This is a genomic window from Streptomyces sp. NPDC048269 (genome assembly GCF_040652395.1).
Lineage (GTDB): Bacteria > Actinomycetota > Actinomycetes > Streptomycetales > Streptomycetaceae > Streptomyces.
Map to the genome: position 1 here is coordinate 251,806 of NZ_JBEZLW010000002.1, position 19,981 is coordinate 271,786.

At 74.9% G+C, this 19,981-nt stretch carries 18 protein-coding genes; 7 read left to right on the top strand and 11 right to left on the bottom strand.

Annotated features, from left to right (window positions below; all coding sequences use genetic code 11):
• The first annotated feature begins 959 nt into the window (after positions 1-959).
• The 6 genes from AB0D48_RS03305 to AB0D48_RS03330 all read left to right on the top strand — a co-directional run bounded on the left by AB0D48_RS03305 (position 960) and on the right by AB0D48_RS03330 (position 9,185).
• Positions 960-2,393, top strand: coding sequence for an ADP-ribosylglycohydrolase family protein (locus AB0D48_RS03305; protein WP_362390215.1), 1,434 nt, complete (start codon positions 960-962; stop codon positions 2,391-2,393).
• A 7-nt stretch (positions 2,394-2,400) separates the two neighbouring features.
• A complete protein-coding gene (locus AB0D48_RS03310; protein ID WP_362390217.1) occupies positions 2,401-3,552 on the top strand; it encodes an ADP-ribosylglycohydrolase family protein in 1,152 nt (383 codons plus the stop codon).
• Positions 3,553-4,541: 989 nt separating this feature from the next.
• Entirely contained in the window at positions 4,542-6,227 is a 1,686-nt protein-coding gene (locus AB0D48_RS03315; RefSeq protein ID WP_362390467.1) for an ADP-ribosylglycohydrolase family protein, read from the top strand.
• Positions 6,224-7,183 carry a ribokinase gene (gene rbsK, locus AB0D48_RS03320; RefSeq protein ID WP_362390219.1) on the top strand — a complete coding sequence of 320 codons (960 nt, stop codon included), beginning with the start codon at positions 6,224-6,226 and terminating at the stop codon, positions 7,181-7,183. Before AB0D48_RS03315 ends, rbsK begins: the two co-directional genes overlap by 4 nt.
• On the top strand, positions 7,180-8,373 hold the full coding sequence (locus AB0D48_RS03325) for a CoA transferase (RefSeq protein ID WP_362390221.1): 1,194 nt from the start codon (positions 7,180-7,182) through the stop codon (positions 8,371-8,373). Before rbsK ends, AB0D48_RS03325 begins: the two co-directional genes overlap by 4 nt.
• The gene (locus AB0D48_RS03330; protein WP_362390223.1) at positions 8,370-9,185 is read left to right on the top strand and encodes a CoA ester lyase; all 816 of its coding nucleotides are present in this window, start codon (positions 8,370-8,372) and stop codon (positions 9,183-9,185) included. The genes AB0D48_RS03325 and AB0D48_RS03330 overlap by 4 nt, the downstream gene beginning before the upstream one ends.
• A gap of 668 nt (positions 9,186-9,853) precedes the next feature.
• Here the strand turns inward: AB0D48_RS03330 and lgt are convergent.
• The 11 genes from lgt to hisI all read right to left on the bottom strand — a co-directional run bounded on the left by lgt (position 9,854) and on the right by hisI (position 19,145).
• A complete protein-coding gene (gene lgt, locus AB0D48_RS03335) occupies positions 9,854-10,954 on the bottom strand; it encodes a prolipoprotein diacylglyceryl transferase (protein ID WP_362390225.1) in 1,101 nt (366 codons plus the stop codon).
• A gap of 88 nt (positions 10,955-11,042) precedes the next feature.
• Complete coding sequence (locus AB0D48_RS03340) at positions 11,043-12,023, bottom strand: thioredoxin domain-containing protein (protein ID WP_362390227.1); 981 nt, start codon at positions 12,021-12,023, stop codon at positions 11,043-11,045.
• 111 nt (positions 12,024-12,134) lie between these two features.
• Positions 12,135-12,950, bottom strand: a complete 816-nt coding sequence (gene trpA / locus AB0D48_RS03345) for a tryptophan synthase subunit alpha (protein WP_362390229.1) — start codon at positions 12,948-12,950, stop codon at positions 12,135-12,137.
• On the bottom strand, positions 12,947-14,191 hold the full coding sequence (trpB, locus tag AB0D48_RS03350) for a tryptophan synthase subunit beta (RefSeq protein ID WP_362390231.1): 1,245 nt from the start codon (positions 14,189-14,191) through the stop codon (positions 12,947-12,949). The genes trpA and trpB overlap by 4 nt, the downstream gene beginning before the upstream one ends.
• 208 nt (positions 14,192-14,399) lie before the next feature.
• Positions 14,400-14,612 (bottom strand): tryptophan synthase subunit(beta), encoded by a 213-nt coding sequence (locus tag AB0D48_RS03355; protein WP_362390233.1) that lies wholly within the window; start codon positions 14,610-14,612, stop codon positions 14,400-14,402.
• An 8-nt stretch (positions 14,613-14,620) separates the two neighbouring features.
• Positions 14,621-15,430: an indole-3-glycerol phosphate synthase TrpC gene (gene trpC / locus AB0D48_RS03360; RefSeq protein ID WP_214932893.1), complete on the bottom strand. Its 810-nt coding sequence runs from the start codon at positions 15,428-15,430 to the stop codon at positions 14,621-14,623.
• 173 nt (positions 15,431-15,603) lie between these two features.
• Complete coding sequence (locus tag AB0D48_RS03365) at positions 15,604-16,131, bottom strand: DUF2752 domain-containing protein (protein ID WP_362390236.1); 528 nt, start codon at positions 16,129-16,131, stop codon at positions 15,604-15,606.
• Between the two features lie 105 nt (positions 16,132-16,236).
• On the bottom strand, positions 16,237-16,488 hold the full coding sequence (locus AB0D48_RS03370; RefSeq protein WP_362390238.1) for an HGxxPAAW family protein: 252 nt from the start codon (positions 16,486-16,488) through the stop codon (positions 16,237-16,239).
• Between the two features lie 123 nt (positions 16,489-16,611).
• Positions 16,612-17,256 (bottom strand): TIGR02234 family membrane protein, encoded by a 645-nt coding sequence (locus AB0D48_RS03375; RefSeq protein ID WP_362390240.1) that lies wholly within the window; start codon positions 17,254-17,256, stop codon positions 16,612-16,614.
• A gap of 14 nt (positions 17,257-17,270) precedes the next feature.
• A complete protein-coding gene (locus AB0D48_RS03380) occupies positions 17,271-18,761 on the bottom strand; it encodes an anthranilate synthase component I (protein WP_362390242.1) in 1,491 nt (496 codons plus the stop codon).
• 15 nt (positions 18,762-18,776) lie between these two features.
• Positions 18,777-19,145, bottom strand: a complete 369-nt coding sequence (hisI, locus tag AB0D48_RS03385; RefSeq protein ID WP_362390244.1) for a phosphoribosyl-AMP cyclohydrolase — start codon at positions 19,143-19,145, stop codon at positions 18,777-18,779.
• Between the two features lie 91 nt (positions 19,146-19,236).
• Between hisI and AB0D48_RS03390 the strand changes: the two genes are divergently transcribed.
• Positions 19,237-19,869: a TIGR03085 family metal-binding protein gene (locus AB0D48_RS03390; RefSeq protein ID WP_362390246.1), complete on the top strand. Its 633-nt coding sequence runs from the start codon at positions 19,237-19,239 to the stop codon at positions 19,867-19,869.
• Positions 19,870-19,981 lie beyond the last annotated feature (112 nt).

Here is a 19,981-nt window from a genome sequence, read left to right on the forward strand (position 1 = left end):
CCCCGGCAAGCCCGCCGGAAACCCCGCGGGGCCCGGGTGCCCCGGCGGGCCCGGCGGGCCCCGGTGTGCCGGCGGACCCGGCGGCTCCGGGTGGCCCAGGCGTCCCGGCGGGCCCGGCAGTTCCGGATGTGCCAGCGGGCGCGGCGGCTCCGGGTGCCCCAGGCGTCCCGGCGGGCCTGGCGGGCCTGGCGGGCCTGGCGGGCCCGGGTGTGCCGGCGGGCCCGGCGGCGCTGGGTGGCCCAGGCGTCCCGGCGGGCCTGGCGGCCCTGGGTGCCCCGGCGGGCCTGGCGGTTCCGGGTGTGCCGGCGGGCCCGGCGGTTCCGGGCGTCCCGGCGGGCCTGGCGGTTCCGGGCGTCCCGGCTCGCCAGGCGGCGCCCGAGACCCGTACCGCCCCGGCCAACCCGGCGGACGCACCACCCAGCCCCGCCCACCGGCCAGATCCGGGCCTCCCGCCGGGGGCGGGTGGTCCAGGCCACGCCGGTCTCCCCACCGGTCCGGCGCGCCCGCCGGCACCGGCCGACCCAGCCACCCCACCGGGTCCGGCGCATGCCCCGCCCGGTCCGGCCGAGCCACCGTGTCCGGGCGCCCCAACGGACCCGGCGGCGCCCGAGACCCGTACCGCCCCAGCCAACCCGGCGGACGCACCACCCAGCCCCGCCCACCGGCCAGATCCGGGCCTCCCGCCGGGGCCGGGTCTCCCACCGGGACCGGGTGGCCCAGGCGACGCCGGTGTCCCCACCGGTCCGGCGCGCCCGGTGACACCGGCCGACCCAGCCACCCCACCGGGTCCGGCGCATGCCCCGCCCGGCCCGGCCCACCGGCCAGATCCGGGCCTCCCACCGGGGCTGGGTCTCCCACCGGGGGCGGGTCTCCCACCGGGACCGGGCGGCCCCGGTGCCCCCACCGGTCCGGCGCGCCCGCCGGGACCCGCCGACCCGGCCACCCGACCGTGTCCGGGTGTGCCGGCTGTCTCCGCCTGGACGGCGGAGACAGGGGCCCCGCCGGGCGGGGGGCCCGGGGGCCTGCCCCTGGTTTCGGGAAGGGGCGGGCTGGGGGAAGCCTCCGCCCCCGCCGGGGGAACCCGGACCGGCGGCCCGGAGCCGCGGACCTGGATCCGGATCACCGACCACCCCGCCGGGACCCGTACCCGCGAAGCCGGGCGCCGCCCAGAGGCCCGCACCACCACCACCGAGCCCCACCCAGACACCCGCACCACCACCACCCAGCCCCACCCAGACACCCGCACCACCACCACCCAGCCCCCCGCAGGGGACGGGCCCCGCCGGATCGAGGGGCTGCTCCTCGGGCTCGCCGCAGGCGACGCGGCCGGGTGGCCCGCCGCCCGGCACCGCGCCAGCCGGATGCCCGAGTGGACCCGCCGCCTCACCCGCGAGCTCGACACCTTCGCCGAGCAGAACGCCACCACCACCCTCCCCGTCCCCATCGCTCTCAACCAGCCCCCCGAACCCCTGCGCCTCGGCCCCTCCGACGACGCCGAGTGGGCCGCCTTCGTCGCCGAATCCGTGCTCACCGCCGCCGGCGTCCTGCTCAGCGACCTCTCCCGGTCCCGCCGCATGCGCGCCGCCATCGACCTCGCGTGGAACGCCCTGGCCTCCGAGGTCGCCGCGGCAGCGGAACGCGCGCCCGAGGTCGAGTCCGCCGTCCTTCCCCTCCGCGCCCGGATCTCCGTCCGCGCCGGCCTCGGCAACCTCGCCACCGGCCTGCGCCCGCCAGCCACCGGCCACGACAACCCGCATTACTTCGACGACGCCGCCTGCGTCCGCGCCTGCGTCCTCGCCGTCGTCCACCCCGGGGACCCGCACGCGGCAGCCGACCTCGCCGAGTTCGACGCCCGCTACACCCAGGACGGCGACGGCGTCCACGGCGCCCGTGCCATGGCCGCCGCCGTCGCGACCGCCCTCGTCGGCGCGGACGTCGACGCCGCCGTCGACGCCGCCCTCGCGCAGCTCCCCGAGGCCACCGAGATCGGCCGCAACGCCCGCCACGCCGTCAAGCTCGCCCGTACCCACCCCGGCGGCGGCGCCTTCTCCATCGTCCCCACCCTCGAACACGAGATCGTGGACCACGTCTACAGCTACGGGATCGCCGCCGCCGAGACCGTCCCCGTGGCGCTCGCCCTCGCGACCGCCGCCCGCGGTCGGACGGCGGAGGCCGTCCCGGCCGCCGCCTGCCTTTCCCGCGTCGCGGACTCCGCCCCCGCCCTCGCCGGCGCGCTCACCGGCGCGCTCGGCGGCGGCGACTCGATCCCCGCCGCTTGGCGGGAGGCTTGCCGCACCCTGTCCGGCTGCACCCTGCCCCGCCTCGCCGGCACCGATCTCGTCGAACTCGCCGCGCTCCTCGCTCGCACGGAACTCACCTCACCCAAGGGATGATTCGGACATGACGCTCACGCTCACGCTGGAGGACCGGGCCTGCGGCGCTCTCGTCGGAGCCGCCGTCGGCGACGCGCTCGGCGGCCCGGTGGAGGGCTGGACCCCGGACCAGATCCTGGAACGGCACGGCGGCCGGGTACACGGCATCGTCGGCCCGTGGTACGAGGACTGGCGCACGGCCCGGCCGATCGCCCCGTACCACAAGGGAGATGGCCACGTCACCGATGACACCCTCATGACGCACGCCCTGGTACGGGTCTACGAGACGGTACGGGACCACCTGGACGCGTACGGGGTCGCGGACCACCTGGTGCCGGACCTGATGACCAACCCTCGGTGGATCCCCGAGCTGGAGGCGGAAGCCCTCCCGCTCCAGCGGATCTTCCTCGCCGAGAAGTGGATCGTGGCACGGCTGCACTACGCGCACGTCGACCCGCGCGAGGCCGGCAGCGGCAACATCGTCAACTGTGGTGCGGCGATGTACATGGCGCCGGTGGGCATCGTCAACGCGGGCAACCCGGCGGGCGCGTACGCGGAGGCGGTGGACGTCTCCGGCGCGCACCAGTCCTCGTACGGGCGGGAGGCGGCGGGCGTGTTCGCGGCGGCGGTGGCGGCGGCGTGCGTCCCCGGCGCCACCGCCGCCTCCGTGGTGGACACCGCGCTGTCCCTCGCGAAGGACGGCACGCGCGAGGCCATCGTGGCGGTCTGTGCAGTGGCCCGCCGGCACCGGGACTTCGAGTCGGCGCTGTCCCCCCTCCGCGCGGCGGTGGCCCCGTACGACTCGGTGGGCCCGGACTACCGGAAGCCCTCCCTGGGCGCCCGCCGCCCCTCCCGGCTCCACTCCATCGAGGAACTCCCGATCGCCCTCGGCATGCTGCTGATCGCGGACGGGGGGTACGAGACCGCCGTGCTCGGAGCGGTCAACTACGGCCGGGACTGCGACTCCATCGCCACGATGGCGGGGGCGATCGCCGGGGCCCTGGGCGGCGAAGCCGCGATCCCGGCCGCCTGGGCCAAACAGGTCGCCGAGGCCAGCCGCCTCGACCTCCACGCCCCGGCCCGGTCCCTGGCCGCCGTTGCCCGCGAGGTCTTCGCCCAGGACCGCTCCCGCCGCCGCACCCACGAGTCGGCCTTCACCCAGATCACAAGCCCCCGATGACCCCCCGGCCCGACCACCCGCCCGCCGCGCCCGGGCGCCGCGAGCCGTCCGGAGCGGACCCGGTCGGCCCGCCGCCGGCCCCGCCGCCCGGCGCCGGAACCCGTCGGCCGGCACCAGGCAGCACGCCGCCCCGCCACCACACGGCCCAACCCGGCAGCCCACCCCCACCCGCCTCCGACACCACGACCCCCGCCCACCCACCTGCCCGCGCCGCCACCCCGGCCACCGCCAGGCCCCAGTGCCACCAGGCGCCCCAGAACGACCCGCTCAACCCGGAGGCGACCCCGCCGAACGACCACGGGCCGTCCACAGCCGGACCCCTACGGCTCACCTGGACCCATCCCGAAGACCCCGCCAGGCACAAGCAGCACCAGGCGGGCCAGGACGGCCGGGTCCGCCCGGACGGCCGCGAACCCCGTCGGCGGGCACCCGGAAGCAGCCCGGCCCCGCACCGCACGGCCCAACCCGGCGACACGCGCCCGGCCCCGCCCTCCGAGGCCGCCGGCCCCCTCCCGGCGACCACCCCGAGGGTTTCCGGCGGCCCGGGACCGGCCACCACCCCCGCAGCCGCCGACGCCCCGGCCACCGCCAGGCCCCAGTGCCACCAGGCGCCCCAGAACGACCCGCTCAACCCGGAGGCGACCCCGCCGAACGACCACGGGCCGTCCACAGCCGGACCCCTACGGCTCACCTGGACCCATCCCGAAGACCCCGCCAGGCACAAGCAGCACCAGGCGGGCCAGGACGGCCCGATCAACCCGGTCAACCCGGAGGCGGCCCCGCCGAGCGACCGCGACCCGTCCGCGGCCAGGCCCGTACGACTCACATGGACCCAGCCCGAAGACCTCGTCGGGCACGAGTTCCGCCAGGCGGCCGAGGACGGCCGGGATGCCGGCCCCGTGCTGCGGGTCTGGCTGGCGGCCGGTGGCCAGCCGGCCCCGGCCCGGGCCGGGGCCTCCCCCGCCCCCGCACCACCGGCGCTCCGCGCCCTGGCCTGCCGGCTCCTGGACGAGCTCGCCGCCCTCCCGTCCACGACGTCCGCCGCCGAGCCACAGTCCTGGAACGCCATCCGGGCCACCTGGCCCCCGGGCCCGGGGGAATCTGCCCGGACCGGGCCCGCCGCTCCACCCCCGGCAAGCCGTGCCGCCGGCCCTGAGCACCCGGGCCCGGGATCCGCCCGCGCCGGCGGCAGCCCCACCGCGGAGCGGGCGACCGCCGACCCGGCCCTCCCCGCGGAACCACAGCCCCACGACCTGGGCCCCACCCGGCAGGAACCCCGCTCCCGGAAGGCCGACCCGACCAACCGCCCCCAGCGCACCGGCTCCCGCCCAGGCACCCGGGACCAGGACCCGGCCCGCGCCGCGGAACCACAGCCCCGCCACCCCGGCCGCACCCCCGAGCCGGAGCCGAGCCCAGGCAGCCGGAACCCGGAGCGGGACCGGAACCCGGACCGGGAGCAGGGCCCGGACCGGGAGCAGGGCCCGGGCCGGGAGCAGGGCCCGGGCCGGGACCCCGACCCGGAGCCGCAACCAGGGCGGCCTCACCTCTGCCTGCGGGCCCGGCTGGAAGCCGCCTGGCTGGGGCGGGCCGTCGGATGTCTGCTCGGCAAGCCCGTCGAGAAGCTGCCCCTGGAGGGGATCCGGGCCCTGGCCCGGGCGGCCGGGAACTGGCCGCTGAACGACTGGTTCAGCGAACGCGGCGTCCCGCCCGAGCTCCTGGCCGCGTACCCGTGGAACCGCCGCTCCGCCCCCACCTCCCTCGCCGAGAACATCGACGGCATGCCCGAGGACGACGACCTCAACTACCCCCTCCTCGGCCTGCTCCTCCTCCAGCGCCACGGCAAGGGCTTCACCACCGCCGACGTCGCCCGCCTCTGGCTCGACGAACTGCCCGCCGGGCGGACCTTCACCGCCGAGCGCGTCGCCTACCGGAATCTGCTGCAAGGGCTGGAGCCCCCGCTCACCGCCACCCACCACAACCCCTTCCGCGAGTGGATCGGCGCCCTCATCCGCGCCGACGTCCACGGCTGGACCAACCCCGGCGACCCGGCCGCCGCCGCGGCCCAGGCGTACCGCGACGCCGCGTTGACCCACACCGGCAACGGCGTCTACGCCGCCCTCTTCATCGCCGCCGCCACCGCGGAGGCCGCCACCGGCCGGGCCGACGTCCACAGCGCCCTCCAGGCGGGGCTGGCCGTCGTACCGCCGCGCTCACGCCTCGCCGAGGCCGTCCGCTCCGGGATCGGGGCGGCCGCCGCCGAGCCCGACTTCGACCGCGTCGTCGACCGCCTGCACGCCCGCTACGGCCACTACCACTGGGTGCACGCCGTCCCCAACACCGCCCTGATCGCCGCCGCCCTCACCCACGCCGACGGCGATTTCACCCGCTCCGTCTGCCGCGCCGTCTCCGGCGGCTGGGACACCGACTCCAACGGCGCCACCGCCGGCGCCCTCGCCGGGATCCTGGCCGGGTCGCCCGAGAACATCCCGCACCGCTGGACCGCACCCCTCAAGAACCGCCTCGCCACCAGCGTTCCCGGCTTCGACGGCATCGGCTTCGACACCCTCGCCCGCCTCACCCACCAGCTCACCCCGCACCAGCCCACCGTTTACCAGTTCACCGCCCCCCAGTTCACCCCGCACCAGCTCACCGCACAGGAGGCAGCACGCTCATGACGGCCATCGCCGTGCTCGGCAGTACGAACATGGACCTCGTCGCCTACGTCACCAAGGCCCCCCGCCTCGGGGAGACCGTCACCGGCCGCGCCTTCCGCACCGTCCCCGGCGGCAAGGGCGCCAACCAGGCCGTCGCCGCCGCCCGCTGCGGCGGAAAGGTGGTGATGATCGGCGCGGTCGGGGCCGACGAGTTCGGCGTGCGGCTGCGCTCCGCGCTCACCGCCGACGGCATCGAGACCGCGGCCCTGCGCACTGTCGAGGGCGCCAGCGGCACCGCCCACATCACCGTGGACGACGAGGGCGGCAACAGCATCATCGTCATCCCCGGCGCCAACGCCCACGTCACCGGCCTGGAGGCGGGCGACGACGCCCGGATCGCCACCGCCGACGCCCTCCTCCTCCAGCTCGAACTCCCCCTGCAGGCCGTCCTCGCCGGCGCCCGCTCCGCCCGTGCCCACGGCGTCCGTACGGTCCTCACCCCGGCCCCGGCCCAGCCGTTGCCCGCCGAGCTCCTCGCCGCCACCGACCTCCTGGTCCCCAACGAGCACGAGGCCGCCGCCCTCACCGGCCTCACCGACCCCCGCCAGGCCGCCGAGGCCCTGCTGGGCGACGTACCCGAGGTGGTGATCACCCTCGGCGCGGCCGGAGTCCTGTACGCCGCGCGCGGCCGGGAGCCGTTGACCGTGCCCGCGCCCCGGGTGCGGGCCGTGGACACCACCGCCGCCGGGGACACCTTCGTCGGCGCCCTCGCCGTGGCCCTGGGCGAGGACCGGCCCATGGCCGGGGCACTGCGCTGGGCCTGCGCGGCGGCCGCGCTCTCCGTCCAGCGGCCCGGCGCCCAGGACTCGATGCCGACCCGCGCCGAGACCGACGCCTTCGCCGGAACCCAGCCCGGAACCCGGCAAGGAAGCCAGCCAGGAAGCCACTCCGGAGCCCGGCCGGGAGCCACCTCGTGACGACCGCCGGGCCCCTGGAAGGGCTCCGCGTCCTCGACCTCGCCACCCTCTTCGCCGGTCCGCTGGCCGCCACCCTGCTCGGTGACTTCGGCGCCGAGGTCGTCAAGGTCGAGCACCCCGGCCGCCCCGATCCCTCCCGCGGCCACGGCCCCGCCAAGGACGGCGTCGGCCTGTGGTGGAAGCTGCTCGGCCGGAACAAGCGGACGATGACCCTCGATCTGTCCACTCCCGGCGGCCGGGACACCTTGCTGCGGCTCGCCGCGACCGCCGACGTGGTCATCGAGAACTTCCGCCCCGGCACCCTGGAGAAGTGGGGCCTGGGCTGGCCCGAGCTGTCCGCCGCCAACCCCCGCCTGGTCCTGACCCGCGTCACGGCCTTCGGCCAGCAGGGCCCGTACGCCCGCCGCCCCGGCTTCGGCACCCTCGCCGAGGCAATGAGCGGCTTCGCCTCGATCACCGGGGAACCGGACGGGCCGCCGACCCTGCCGCCGTTCGGGCTCGCGGACTCGATCGCCGCGCTGACCACTGCGTACGCCGTGATGACCGCGCTCGCGGGGCGCGACCGCACCGGACACGGGCAGGTCGTCGACCTGGCCATCATCGAGCCGATCCTCACGGTGCTGGGCCCGCACCCGCTCTGGTACGACCAGCTCGGCTACGTCCAGCCGCGCACCGGCAACCGGTCCGCGAACAACGCCCCCCGCAACACCTACCGCAGCGCGGACGGCCGCTGGCTGGCGGTTTCCACCTCCGCCCAGTCCGTCGCGGAGCGCGTGATGCGGCTGGTCGGGCGGCCCGAGCTGATCGCCGAGCCCTGGTTCGCGACCGGCTCCGGGCGGGCCGGCCACGCGCACGTCCTGGACGGGGCGGTCGGCGGCTGGATCGCCCGCCACAAGGCCGAAGAGGTCGTCGCCGCCTTCGAGGAGGCCGAGGCCGCCGTCGCCCCGGTCTACGACGTCCGGGACGTGATGGCCGACCCCCAGTTCGCGGCCCTGGACACGGTCACGGAGGTCGAGGACCCCGAACTCGGGCCGATCCGGATGCAGAACATCCTCTTCCGGCTCTCCGAGACCCCCGGCGGGATCCGCTGGGCCGGCCGCCCGCACGGCGCGGACACCGACGAGGTCCTGACCGAGCTCGGCCTGACCGAGGACGAGATCACCGCGCTGCGGACCGAGGGGGCACTGTGATCCTGACCTGGCTGTACGCGCCGGGGGACCGCCCGGAGGTGGTGGGCAAAGCCATCCGCAGCGGGGCGGACGCCGTCATCGTGGACCTGGAGGACGCGGTGCCGGCCTCCCGCAAGGAGTACGCCCGCGCGGCGACCGCCGAACTGCTCGCCGGGCGACCCCCGGTCCCCGTCCACGTCCGCGTCAACGCGATCGACTCCCCGTGGGGAGGAGCCGACCTCACCGCCCTCGCCGGGCTGCACGGGCTGGCGGGACTGCGGCTGCCCAAGATCAGCGCCCCCGAGCAGGTCGTCGCCGCCGCCGTGCGCACCGGTGGGGTGAGCCTGCACGCCCTGCTCGAATCGGCGGTGGGCGTGGAGCGGGCGTACGAGATCGCCCGCGCGCACCCCGCCCTGCGCGGGCTGTCCCTCGGCGAGGCGGACCTGCGGGCCGACCTGGCCGTCAGCGCGGAGACGGGCCTGGACTGGTGCCGCTCCCGGGTGGTGGTGGCGGCCCGCGCGGCGGGGCTCGCGCCGCCGGCCCAATCCGTGTTCCCGGACATCCGGAACCTGGAGGCGCTGGCCGTCTCCTGCGCGCGGGGGCGGTCGCTCGGCTTCTTCGGCCGGGCGGCGATCCACCCGCGGCAGCTGCCGGTGATCGAACGGGCCTATCTTCCGGCGCCGGACGAGGTGACGGCCGCGGAGGAGGTCCTGAGCGCGGCTCGGGCCACCCCGGGGGCGCTGGCCCTGCCCGACGGCCGGTTCGTGGATCCGGCGGTCGTGGCGGCGGCCCACCGCACCCTTGCGCTCGCCGCGCGGATGGCCACGCGGTGACCGCCCGCCGCGGCTGGGTGCGGCACCGCTTCCCGGGGCTCCGCCCCAGACCCCGCCGGCGCTCACCACCCGCCCACGGCCGGGTGCGGCACCGCTTCCCAGGGCTCCGCCCCGGACCCCGCGCCTCAAACGCCGGCGAGGCTGACATGGCCTCCGACCACGCTCACCCGCCCGCCCACAGCCAGGTGCCACACCGCTCCCCGGGGCTTCGCCCCAGACCCCACCGGCGCTCACCACCCGCCCACAGCCAGGTGCCACACCGCTTCCCAGGGCTCCGCCCCAGACCCCACCGGCGCTCACCACCCGCCCACAGCCAGGTGCCGCACCGCTTCCCAGGGCTCCGCCCCGGACCCCGCGCCTCAAACGCCGGCGAGGCTGACATGGCCGCCCGCCCCCGGCCAGGTGCCACGCCGCTTCCCGGGCTCCGCCCCGGACCTCCGGCGCGGCTGGCATGGCCACCCGCGGGTCACCCCCGAGCCCGGCCGGATGCGGCACTGGTACCGGGGCTCCGCCCCTAGGCGTCGGCGCGGCCGTACGGGGGTGGGGCCGCGGCTCGCGTCGGGCTGGGCGGGGGGGAGAGTCCTGCGTGTGTCTGCGCTCGCCTCGTCGTGCGGCAGCACGAAGGGGGTGTCGCGTCGTGCGCGGCACCCCCTTGTCGACCGTTGCGGTCAGAGCTTTCCGGCCTCCGGGGCCTCGGCCTCGGCCGGCTCCGCCTTGCGGAGGTCGGCCTTGGCCGCGCCCTGCGGCCCGGCGGGCGCGTCGGCCTTCACCGACGGCTCGGCGTCGGCGGGAGCCGGAACGGAACCTTGCACGGCGTCCCCCGGCTCCGCACCGGCAGGGGCAGCCGCGGTGTCCGAGGTCTTGGCCTCGGCATCGCCCTCCCCGGCGGGGGAATCGGCCTCGGCCGTAGCCGCGGCGTCCCCGTCCTTGCCGCCAGAGGCATCGGCCTCGGCCCCGCGGTCCGGTTCGACGATCTCCTCACGGCCCGGGCGCAGCTTCGCCGACAGGATCAGGTAGACCACCGCGAGTACGAAGACGACGATCGAGGTCCAGACGTTCAGCCGCAGGCCCAGGATGTGGTGCGCCTCGTCGACCCGCATGTACTCGATCCAGCCGCGGCCCACGCAGTACGCGGCCACGTACAGGGCGAACGCCCGCCCGTGCCCGAGCCTGAAGCGGCGGTCGGCCCAGATCACCAGCAAGGCGACGCCGACGCACCACAGCGACTCGTACAGGAAGGTCGGGTGGTAGGTACCCGCGACCCGGTTCGGGCCCTCGCTGATCTCCACCGCCCACGGCAGGTCGGTGGCCCTGCCGTACAGCTCCTGGTTGAACCAGTTGCCCCAGCGGCCGCAGGCCTGGGCCAGCGCGATACCGGGGGCCAGGGCGTCCGCCCAGGCCGGCAGCGGGATGCCGCGCAGCCGGCAGCCGATCCAGGCACCCACCGCGCCGAGCGCGATCGCCCCCCAGATGCCGAGGCCGCCCTCCCAGATCTTGAAGGCGTCGACCCAGTTGCGGCCCTCGCCGAAGTACAGCTGGTAGTCGGTGATCACGTGGTAGAGGCGACCGCCGACAAGGCCGAACGGCACCGCCCACACGGCGATGTCCGCGACCGTGCCCGGCTTTCCGCCGCGGGCGATCCACCGCTTGTTGCCGAGCCAGACAGCGACGAAGACGCCGATGATGATGCAGAACGCGTAGCCGCGGAGCGGGATCGGTCCGAGATGGATCACGCCGGTCGACGGACTGGGGATGTAAGCAATGTCCATGGCAGACCCGACGCTACCCTGCCGGGCGGGCACCACCGCAACCCGCCCGGCAAGCCGAAACCAAATCCACACACACCCCAGCTGTCGCTCAGCCCTCCGGGGAGCTGTCCGGGCCGCCCTTCGCGGGGGTCCTCGACCCGCCCACCGAGGACGCGGCCGACGAGGCCTTCGCATGGGGCGTCGCCCCGGGAGTCGCTCCGGGCGTGGCCCCGGAGGCCGTGCCGGCCGACGGCGAGGCCTTCCCCGCCCCCTTCCGCGCGTCGGCGCCGGAGGCTCCCTGGGCCGCGGCCTCCACCTGCTCCTTCAGCTTCTGCGGGGTCACCGGATGGGCCTGGTCGGCGAAGATGTCCTTGCCGTCCAGCAGCACGCTCGGCGTGCCGCGGAACTTCCCGGCGGCGAAGGCCTCGTGCGATTTACCCACCCACGAGTTGTGCGTGCCGTCCTCGACGCACTTGCGGAACTCGGGGGTGTCCAGCCCGTCCACCTTGCCGGCCAGTTCCAGCAGCTTGGCGTTCTTGCCGTAGGCGTCGTCGACCTCCTGCGGCTGGTTCTGGAAGAGGACGTCGTGGTACGCCGGGAACTTGCCGGCGTCCTGCGCGCAGGCCGCCGCGTTGGCGCCCTTCAGCGATCCGCTGCCGCCCATGTTGCCGTCGATGAGCGTCACCAGGTGGTAATCGACCTTGAGGAGCCCCTTGGCCTCCAGCTCGTGGATGGTGGCCCGGTAGTTGTCCTCGAAGGACTTGCAGGCGGGGCAGCGGAAGTCCTCCCACACGGTCAGGGTGGACTTGGCCTCGTCCTTGCCCGTGCGGATGGCCAGCGCGTCCTTGCCGGTGGCGCCGGAGGGGGCGACCACCGGCCCCGCCTTGCCGGCGTCGCCGTCCTTGCCGGTGTTGGCTGCGATCAGGCCGACGACGGCGGCCAGGCCGAGCACGCCGACCACCGCCGCCGTCACGACGAGGGTTCGCCGGCGCTTGTCCCGGGCCTTCTGCCGCTCGCGCTCCACGAGGAGTCGCTCCCGGGCCGATCGTTTCGTCGCATCGCGGTTCGCACCGTCGTTCTTCTCGCTCACGTTCCGCCAAACGAAGCGGGGAGGCACTCGCGTGCCTCCCCGCCCTCACTTCCACCCGATCGGGCTACAGAACCCGCTCAGGCGTGCGCGCTTTCTGATCGAACACGCACGTCAGCTCCTGCGTACGCCTTCCGCGAGCTCGCCCGCCAGCGACCGGACGGCGGCCAGCCCGGCCGGCAGGTCCGGCGCGTCCAGCAGCAGCTTGACGAAGGCCGAGCCGACGATCACGCCGTCGGCGAAGGCCGCGACCTCCTTGGCCTGGACGGCGTTGGAAACGCCCAGGCCGACGCAGACCGGGAGCTCGGTCGTGGCGCGGGTGCGCCGCACCAGGGCCTGGGCCTCGTTGCCGACCGACTCGCGGGTGCCGGTGACACCCATGAGGGAGGCCGCGTACACGAAGCCGGAGCCGGCCGCCGTGATGGTGGCCAGGCGGGCGTCCTTGCTGCTGGGGGCCACGACGAAGACGGTCGCCAGACCGTGCTTCTCCGCGTGCTCACGCCACAGCGCGGACTCCTGGACCGGCAGGTCGGGCAGGATGCACCCGGCGCCGCCCGCCGCCGCGAGCTCGGCGGTGAACCGCTCGACGCCGTAGCGGTCGATGGGGTTCCAGTACGTCATCACCAGGACCGGGGCCCCGGTCGCCTCGTGCGCCTCGCGCACGGTGCGGATCACGTCGGCGATCTTGACGCCGCCGCGCAGGGCGATGTCGTCGGCGGTCTGGATGATCGCGCCGTCCAGGACCGGGTCGCTGTGCGGGAGGCCGACCTCGACCACGTCCGCACCGCCCGCGATGACGGCCTTGACCGCCTCGATGGCGCCGTCGACGGTCGGGAAGCCCGCCGGGAGGTAGGCGACGAGGGCGGCGCGGTCCTCGGACTTCGCCTTGGCGAGCGTGTCGCTCAGCAGCTGGATGTTGCCCTTGCTCACTTCGACTCCCCCTCGGCGTCGTACAGCCCGAAGTAGCGGGCCGCCGTGTCCATGTCCTTGTCACCGCGGCCGGACAGGTTGACGACCAGCAGGCCGTCCTTGCCCAGCTCCTTGCCGAGGTCGAGCGCGCCCGCGAGGGCGTGCGCCGACTCGATCGCCGGGATGATCCCCTCCGTACGGGAGAGCAGGCGCAGGGCCTGCATCGCCGCGTCGTCGGTGACCGCGCGGTACTCGCCACGGCCCGTGTCCTTCAGGTACGAGTGCTCCGGGCCGATGCCCGGGTAGTCCAGACCGGCCGAGATGGAGTACGGCTCGGTGATCTGGCCCTCCTCGTCCTGCAGGACGTAGGAGCGGGAGCCGTGCAGGATCCCCGGCTCGCCCGCGGTCAGCGTGGCCGCGTGCTCGCCGGTCTCGACGCCGTGCCCGGCGGGCTCGAAGCCGACCAGGCGGACGTCCGCGTCCGGGATGAAGGCGTGGAAGAGGCCGATGGCGTTGGAGCCGCCGCCCACGCAGGCCGCGACCGCGTCGGGCAGCCGGCCCGCGCGCTCGATGATCTGGCGGCGGGCCTCGACGCCGATGACCCGGTGGAAGTCGCGGACCATGGCCGGGAAGGGGTGCGGGCCGGCGACCGTGCCGAAGAGGTAGTGGGTCCGGTCCACATTGGCGACCCAGTCGCGGAACGCCTCGTTGATGGCGTCCTTAAGGGTCCGGGAGCCGGACTTCACCGCGATGACCTCTGCGCCCAGCATGCGCATCCGGGCCACGTTCAGCGCCTGGCGCTGGGTGTCGACCTCGCCCATGTAGATGGTGCAGTCGAGGCCGAAGAGGGCGCAGGCGGTGGCGGTCGCCACGCCGTGCTGGCCGGCACCGGTCTCGGCGATGACCCGGGTCTTGCCCATGCGCTTGGTGAGCAGCGCCTGGCCCAGCACGTTGTTGATCTTGTGCGAGCCGGTGTGGTTGAGGTCCTCGCGCTTGAGGAAGATCCGCGCCCCGCCGGCGTGCTCGGCGAACCGGGGCACCTCGGTGAGGGCGCTCGGGCGGCCGGTGTAGTTGACCATCAGGTCGTTGAGCTCGGCCGCGAAGGCGGGGTCGTCCTTGGCCTTCTCGTACTCGACGGCGACCTCGTCCACGGCGGCGACGAGCGCCTCCGGGATGAACTTGCCACCGAAGTCACCGAAGTAACCCTCGGCGTTCGGAACGTGACCCTCCGGGTCCGGGATGAAGAATTGGCTGCTGGACATGCCAGTGCTCCTACGGGAACGGAATGCGACGAGTGGTTTTCACCGTATTGCGCCGTCCGCCCGCGACACGCACGCCACCCCAGCGAGAGGTGGCCGGTGCTGCCTGCGGGAAGGAGGACCCGCGCCCGGAGCCGGTCAGCCCGGGCGGTGGGCCGTACGGGACCCTATGGCGGGACGGTACGTCTCGTACCGTCGGCCGGGGTCCTCGTTACAGCGCGCCTCCGGGACGCCATCGCATGCCGTTGACCTGACCGGGCTCGGAGCCGATCACGTACCGGACCCGCCGCCCGTGCACACGCCGGGCCGGGGCGCGGCAGCCGCGAGGGCGGCAGCCGCGCGCCAGGGGCGCGTGCGCCGTCGGCACGCCGACCGGGCCGCGGCGGCCGGGTCGGGTGCTGACGGAGGGGCGGTCGTGGGCCATGGGAGCGGTCAGCTCCGCCCGTGGCGCAGGGCGGGGTGGGCGCCGGCGGCGACGAGGTCGGCCACGGCCGCCTTCGGGTCGCGGCCGGTCACCAGGGACTCCCCGACGAGGACGGCGTCGGCACCTTCGTTGGCGTAGGCGATCAGGTCGTGCGGCCCGCGGATGCCGGACTCGGCGACCTTGACGATGTGGGCCGGGATCTCGCCGACGACGCGCTCGAAGGTGGAGCGGTCGACCTTGAGGTCCTTGAGGTTGCGGGCGTTGACACCGATGATCTTGGCGCCGGCCGCAACCGCACGCTCGACCTCTTCCTCGTCGTGGACCTCGACGAGCGGGGTGAGACCGATGGACTCGGCCCGCTCGATGAGGGAGACGAGGGCCTCCTGCTCCAGGGCCGCGACGATCAGCAGGGCGAGGTCGGCGCCGTAGGCGCGGGCCTCCCAGAGCTGGTACGCCGTGACGATGAAGTCCTTGCGCAGGATCGGGATGTCCACGCGGGCGCGGACGGCCTCCAGGTCGGCCAGCGAGCCACCGAAGCGGCGCTGTTCGGTGAGGACGGAGATGACCGCCGCACCACCCGCTTCGTAGTCGGCGGCGAGCCCGGCCGGATCGGCGATCGCGGCCAGCGCGCCCTTCGACGGGCTGGAACGCTTGACTTCGCAGATCACCTTGACGCTGTCGCCGCGCAGGGCAGCGACGCCGTCCTTGGCCTGGGGCGCCTTGGCGGCACGCTCCTTGAGCTCGTCGAGGCTCACGCGGGCCTGCCGTTCGGCAAGGTCTTCGCGGACCCCTTCGATGATCTCGTCGAGCACACTCACGCGAGCGGCCCCCTTCCGGGTCGATGACGGTCGGCCGCCTTGCAGACACGAACAACTGCAAGGTCAGCAATTCAAATGGTATCCGCAGGAGGCGTGGCACTCCGCACGCGGTTGACGGCGTCCCAGTAACTGGACATTCGGAATCCGGGCTTCATCCCGGCCCCGCAAAGGGCTCAGGGCGCCAGTGCGGAGCCGAAAGAAAGATTTCGGACAACAGCGAAGGCCAGACCCACCACGCCGATGGCCCACCAGTGCAGAGGCCGCAAGGTGAGATGGGGAACGGGGCCGCCACGACAGGCGCGAACCAGCCACAGGGCCATGAACCCCGCGAAGACGAAGTAGCCGACGACAGCCAGGGCATTTGCCCCGAAAGCTGTGATCAGATCGCCGTGGGCGAACGCGTGCGCGCTGCGCAGACCGCCGCATCCGGGGCACAGGATTCCCGTCAGCCGCAGCAGCGGGCAGACCGGGTAATGGCCCGGCTCGTTGGGATCCACGGTGCCCACATACGCAAAGGCCGCGGCGGCCGCGGCCAGGGTGAGCGCCGGAGTCGCGAGCCGCCGGGCCCGGGAGACGCGTACGGCGGGCGCCGCGTACGGCGGGGGCGGCGACGGGGGCGCCGGCGGCGGCCCGGCATCGGGGGTACGGGAGGCGTCCACCCGCCGATTCTCGCCGATCATGGCCAGGGGCGCAGCATGCATGGCCAGGGGCGCAGCATGACGGAGCAGCCAGGGGCGCAGCATGACCGGGCAGGATGACAAAAGGCGCAGCCCGACCGGGCCGCGCCTTTCGGAACCTGAACCGCCTCAGACCTTGGCGGGGACCTTGCGGGCGGCGATGACCTCGGCGAGGTCCGTGTGGGCGGCCTTCGGCGCGCCCATGCCCGCGGCCTTCATCGCCATGCCGACGACACCGCCGAGCACGACGACGACGAGACCGGCCCAGAAGCCCAGCGGGTTCGCGATCACCATGAAGGCGCCGGAGATGCAGAAACCGATGAAGGCGATGATGACACCGGTCCAGGCGGCCGGGGTGTGTCCGTGGCTAGTGCCCGCCATGAGTTGCTCCTCGTTGCTCTGTCGCGCAGTGCTTATCGAACGCGCGGTCTGTGTCGAACGCTCGGTGCCCATTGTCCCGCACAGGGCCGGGTCGCCGTTCACGGGGGTCCGTCAGCGGGTCCGTCAGCGGGTCGGGTCCTCGCCCCGGTCCAGAGCCTTCCACAGATCCTCCGGGCGGTCCGGATCCACCGCCGCGGGCTTGCGCGTACGGGGGCTTCCGTCCCGCTCGTAGCGGCCGCCCATCGCGGGCCAACCGCGGCCGAAGCGCAGGGCCAGCAGCCCGGCGGCCAGGATCAGGGCCGCCCCGGCGGCCGTGACGACCGGCCACGCCGTCTGGGTGAGCCCCACCGCCTGAGCCGCGGTGTCCGCGGTCGTACGGGCGGCCTCCGCGTCCAGGGCCCGGCGGCCGTCGGCGCCGAAGACCGCCACCAGGCCCGCGCCCAGGCCGCTGAGCGCCAGCAGCGCCGACACCAGCAGCCGCCCCTTGCCGCGTACGGCGAAGACGGCGACCAGGGCGGCGAGCCCGACGATGGCCAGGGCCGCGGGGAGCCCGGTGACGGCCCGCCCGTCCGCGGTCAGCGCGAGCGAGTCGCCGCCCATCGCGGTGGTGCCCCGGGCCCAGACCCGGCCGGAGGCGAGCAGGACGACGGTGGAGCCGAGCGTGCCGAGCAGCAGGGCGACGGCCACGCTGCGGCGGCCGCCCCTGGTCTCGGGGGCCTCGGCATCGGTATCGGTTCGGGGCGGGGGTACGGCGCTCACGTACCCCACTATCCCCTACGCCCTCAGGAGCCGTGGAGGCGGTTCGCCGCTCCCACCGCGCGCAGCACGGCGGCCGCCTTGTTGCGGCACTCCTGGTCCTCCAGCTCGGGCACCGAGTCGGCCACGACCCCGGCGCCCGCCTGCACGTACGCCGTGCCGTCGCGCAGCAGCGCGGTGCGGATGGCGATGGCCGTGTCGGAGTCCCCCGCGAAGTCCAGATAGCCCACGCAGCCGCCGTACAGGCCGCGACGGGTGGGCTCCAGCTCCTCGATGATCTGCATGGCGCGCGGCTTGGGCGCCCCGGAGAGGGTGCCCGCGGGGAAGCAGGCGGTGAGCACGTCGAAGGCGGTCCTGCCCTCGGCGACCCGCCCGGTGACGGTGGACACGATGTGCATGACGTGCGAGTACCGCTCGATGCTCATGAAGTCGACGACCTCGACGGAGCCCGGCTCGCAGACCCGGCCGAGGTCGTTGCGGCCCAGATCGACGAGCATCAGGTGCTCGGCGCGCTCCTTGGGGTCGGCCAGCAGCTCCTCGGCGAGGTCGTGGTCCTGCTGCGGGGTGGCCCCGCGGTGCCGGGTGCCGGCGATGGGGTGGACCATGGCCCGGCCGTCCTCGACCTTGACCAGCGCCTCGGGGCTGGACCCGACCACGTCGAAGCCGTTCTCGAAGCGGAAGAGGTACATGTACGGGGACGGGTTGGTGGCCCGGAGCACCCGGTAGACGTCCAGCGCGGAGGCCTTGCAGGGGGTCTCGAACCGCTGCGAGGGAACCACCTGGAAGGCCTCGCCCGCGCGGATCCGCTCCTTCACGTCCTCGACGGCGGCCTGGTACTTCTCGCCGCCCCACAGCGCGGAGAACTCGGGCAGCTCGGAGGCGGGCAGCGGGGCCGGGACGTACGGGGCGGGCCGCGCGAGGTCGGCCTCCATGGCGTCGAGGCGGGCCACGGCGTCCTGGTACGCCTCGTCCACGCCCGAGTCGAGGTCGTTGTGGTTGATGGCGTTGGCGATGAGCAGGACCGTGCCGTCCCAGTGGTCCATGACCGCCAGGTCGGAGGTGAGCAGCATCGTCAGCTCGGGCAGCTCCAGGTCGTCGGCGGCGTGCTCCCCGATGCGCTCCAGGCGGCGCACGATGTCGTAGCCGAGGTAGCCGACCATGCCGCCGGTGAAGGGGGGCATGCCGCCCGCCAGGTCGCGGGGGGTGTGCAGGGCCTCGACGGTGGCGCGCAGCGCTTCGAGGGGGTCCCCGGCGGTGGGGACGCCCACGGGCGGGGTGCCGATCCAGTGCGCCTGGCCGTCCCGGACGGTCAGCGTGGCGTCGCTGCGCACGCCGACGAACGAGTACCGCGACCAGGAGCGGCCGTTCTCGGCGGACTCCAGGAGGAAGGTGCCGGGGCGTTCGGCGGCCAGCTTGCGGTAGAGCCCGACGGGGGTGTCCCCGTCGGCCAGCAGCTTGCGGCTCACGGGGATGACGCGGCGGTCGGCCGCGAGCTTGCGGAACGAATCGAGATCCATGTGCGTGGGGCCTGTCTAATCGGCGTCGCGGAGGAGGACATCGTCGTCGAAGCAGGTGCGGGCGCCGGTGTGGCAGGCCGCTCCGACCTGGTCGACCTTGACGAGCACGGTGTCGGCATCACAGTCGAGGGCGACGGACTTCACGTGCTGGAAGTGGCCGGAAGTATCCCCCTTCACCCAGTACTCCTGGCGGCTGCGGGACCAGTAGGTACAGCGGCCGGTGGTCAGGGTGCGGTGCAGGGCCTCGTCGTCCATCCACCCGAGCATGAGCACCTCACCGGTGTCGTACTGCTGGGCGATGGCCGGTACCAGGCCGTCGGCGGAACGCTTCAGGCGGGCCGCGATGGCGGGATCGAGGTTGCCGGGGCGGGGGGACGTACTCATGCGCCCATTGTGCCGGGCCGGAATGCCGGAAAAGGATCTCTGTCCGCCTGATGGGCAGGCGCGCGGCTGTATCCGGCCGTAGGCTGGCCGCATGTCTACCCATGCGAAGCGCGAACGACTGCTGCTGGCCGACCTGTTGGAGGCAGCCGGGCCCGAGGCGCCGACGCTGTGCGACGGCTGGAGCTGCCGGGAGCTGGCGGCGCACGTGGTCGTCCGCGAGCGCCGGCCGGACGCGGCGGGGGGCCTGCTGCTGAACGTGCTGAAGGCGCGGCTGGACAAGGCGATGGCGGAGTACATGGCCAAGCCGTACGAGGAGCTCATCCAGTTGATCCGCACCGGGCCGCCGAGGCTGTCGGTGTACGCCCTGAAGCAGATCGACGAGGCGGCGAACGCGGTGGAGTTCTTCGTCCACGCGGAGGACGTGCGGCGGGCGCAGCCGGACTGGTCGCCGCGGACGCTGGACCCGGTGTTCTCGGACGCGCTGTGGTCCCGGCTGGAGAAGCTGGCCCGGCTGACGGGCCGGCGCTCGCCGGTGGGTCTGGTCCTGCGGCGGCCCGACGGCCGCACGGCGGTGGCGCACAAGGGCGTCCCGGTGGTGACGGTGACCGGCGAGCCGGGCGAGCTGACGCTGTTCTGCTTCGGCCGCCAGGACGCCGCCGCGGTGACGTTGGACGGCGACAAGGAAGACGTCGCCCAGCTGACGGCGGCCGCGCTGGGCATCTGACTCCGCCGTTCCCCCGGCTGCGGCCCGGTGGCCGCGCCCGGGAGACCCGGCCCACGGGGCCGGACCCCCGCCGGGGGGGCCGACGGGTCGGAGCCCCGCCCCGGGGACGATC

Coding starts and splice junctions, on each gene's coding strand:
- AB0D48_RS03310 (WP_362390217.1), top strand. CDS start 2,401: ATGACGCTCACGCTCACGCTGGAGGACCGGGCCTGCGGCGCTCTCGTC.
- rbsK (WP_362390219.1), top strand. CDS start 6,224: ATGACGGCCATCGCCGTGCTCGGCAGTACGAACATGGACCTCGTCGCC.
- lgt (WP_362390225.1), bottom strand. CDS start 10,954: ATGGACATTGCTTACATCCCCAGTCCGTCGACCGGCGTGATCCATCTC.
- trpB (WP_362390231.1), bottom strand. CDS start 14,191: ATGTCCAGCAGCCAATTCTTCATCCCGGACCCGGAGGGTCACGTTCCG.
- AB0D48_RS03355 (WP_362390233.1), bottom strand. CDS start 14,612: ATGGCCCACGACCGCCCCTCCGTCAGCACCCGACCCGGCCGCCGCGGC.
- AB0D48_RS03365 (WP_362390236.1), bottom strand. CDS start 16,131: ATGCATGCTGCGCCCCTGGCCATGATCGGCGAGAATCGGCGGGTGGAC.
- AB0D48_RS03370 (WP_362390238.1), bottom strand. CDS start 16,488: ATGGCGGGCACTAGCCACGGACACACCCCGGCCGCCTGGACCGGTGTC.
- AB0D48_RS03380 (WP_362390242.1), bottom strand. CDS start 18,761: ATGGATCTCGATTCGTTCCGCAAGCTCGCGGCCGACCGCCGCGTCATC.
- hisI (WP_362390244.1), bottom strand. CDS start 19,145: ATGAGTACGTCCCCCCGCCCCGGCAACCTCGATCCCGCCATCGCGGCC.
- AB0D48_RS03390 (WP_362390246.1), top strand. CDS start 19,237: ATGTCTACCCATGCGAAGCGCGAACGACTGCTGCTGGCCGACCTGTTG.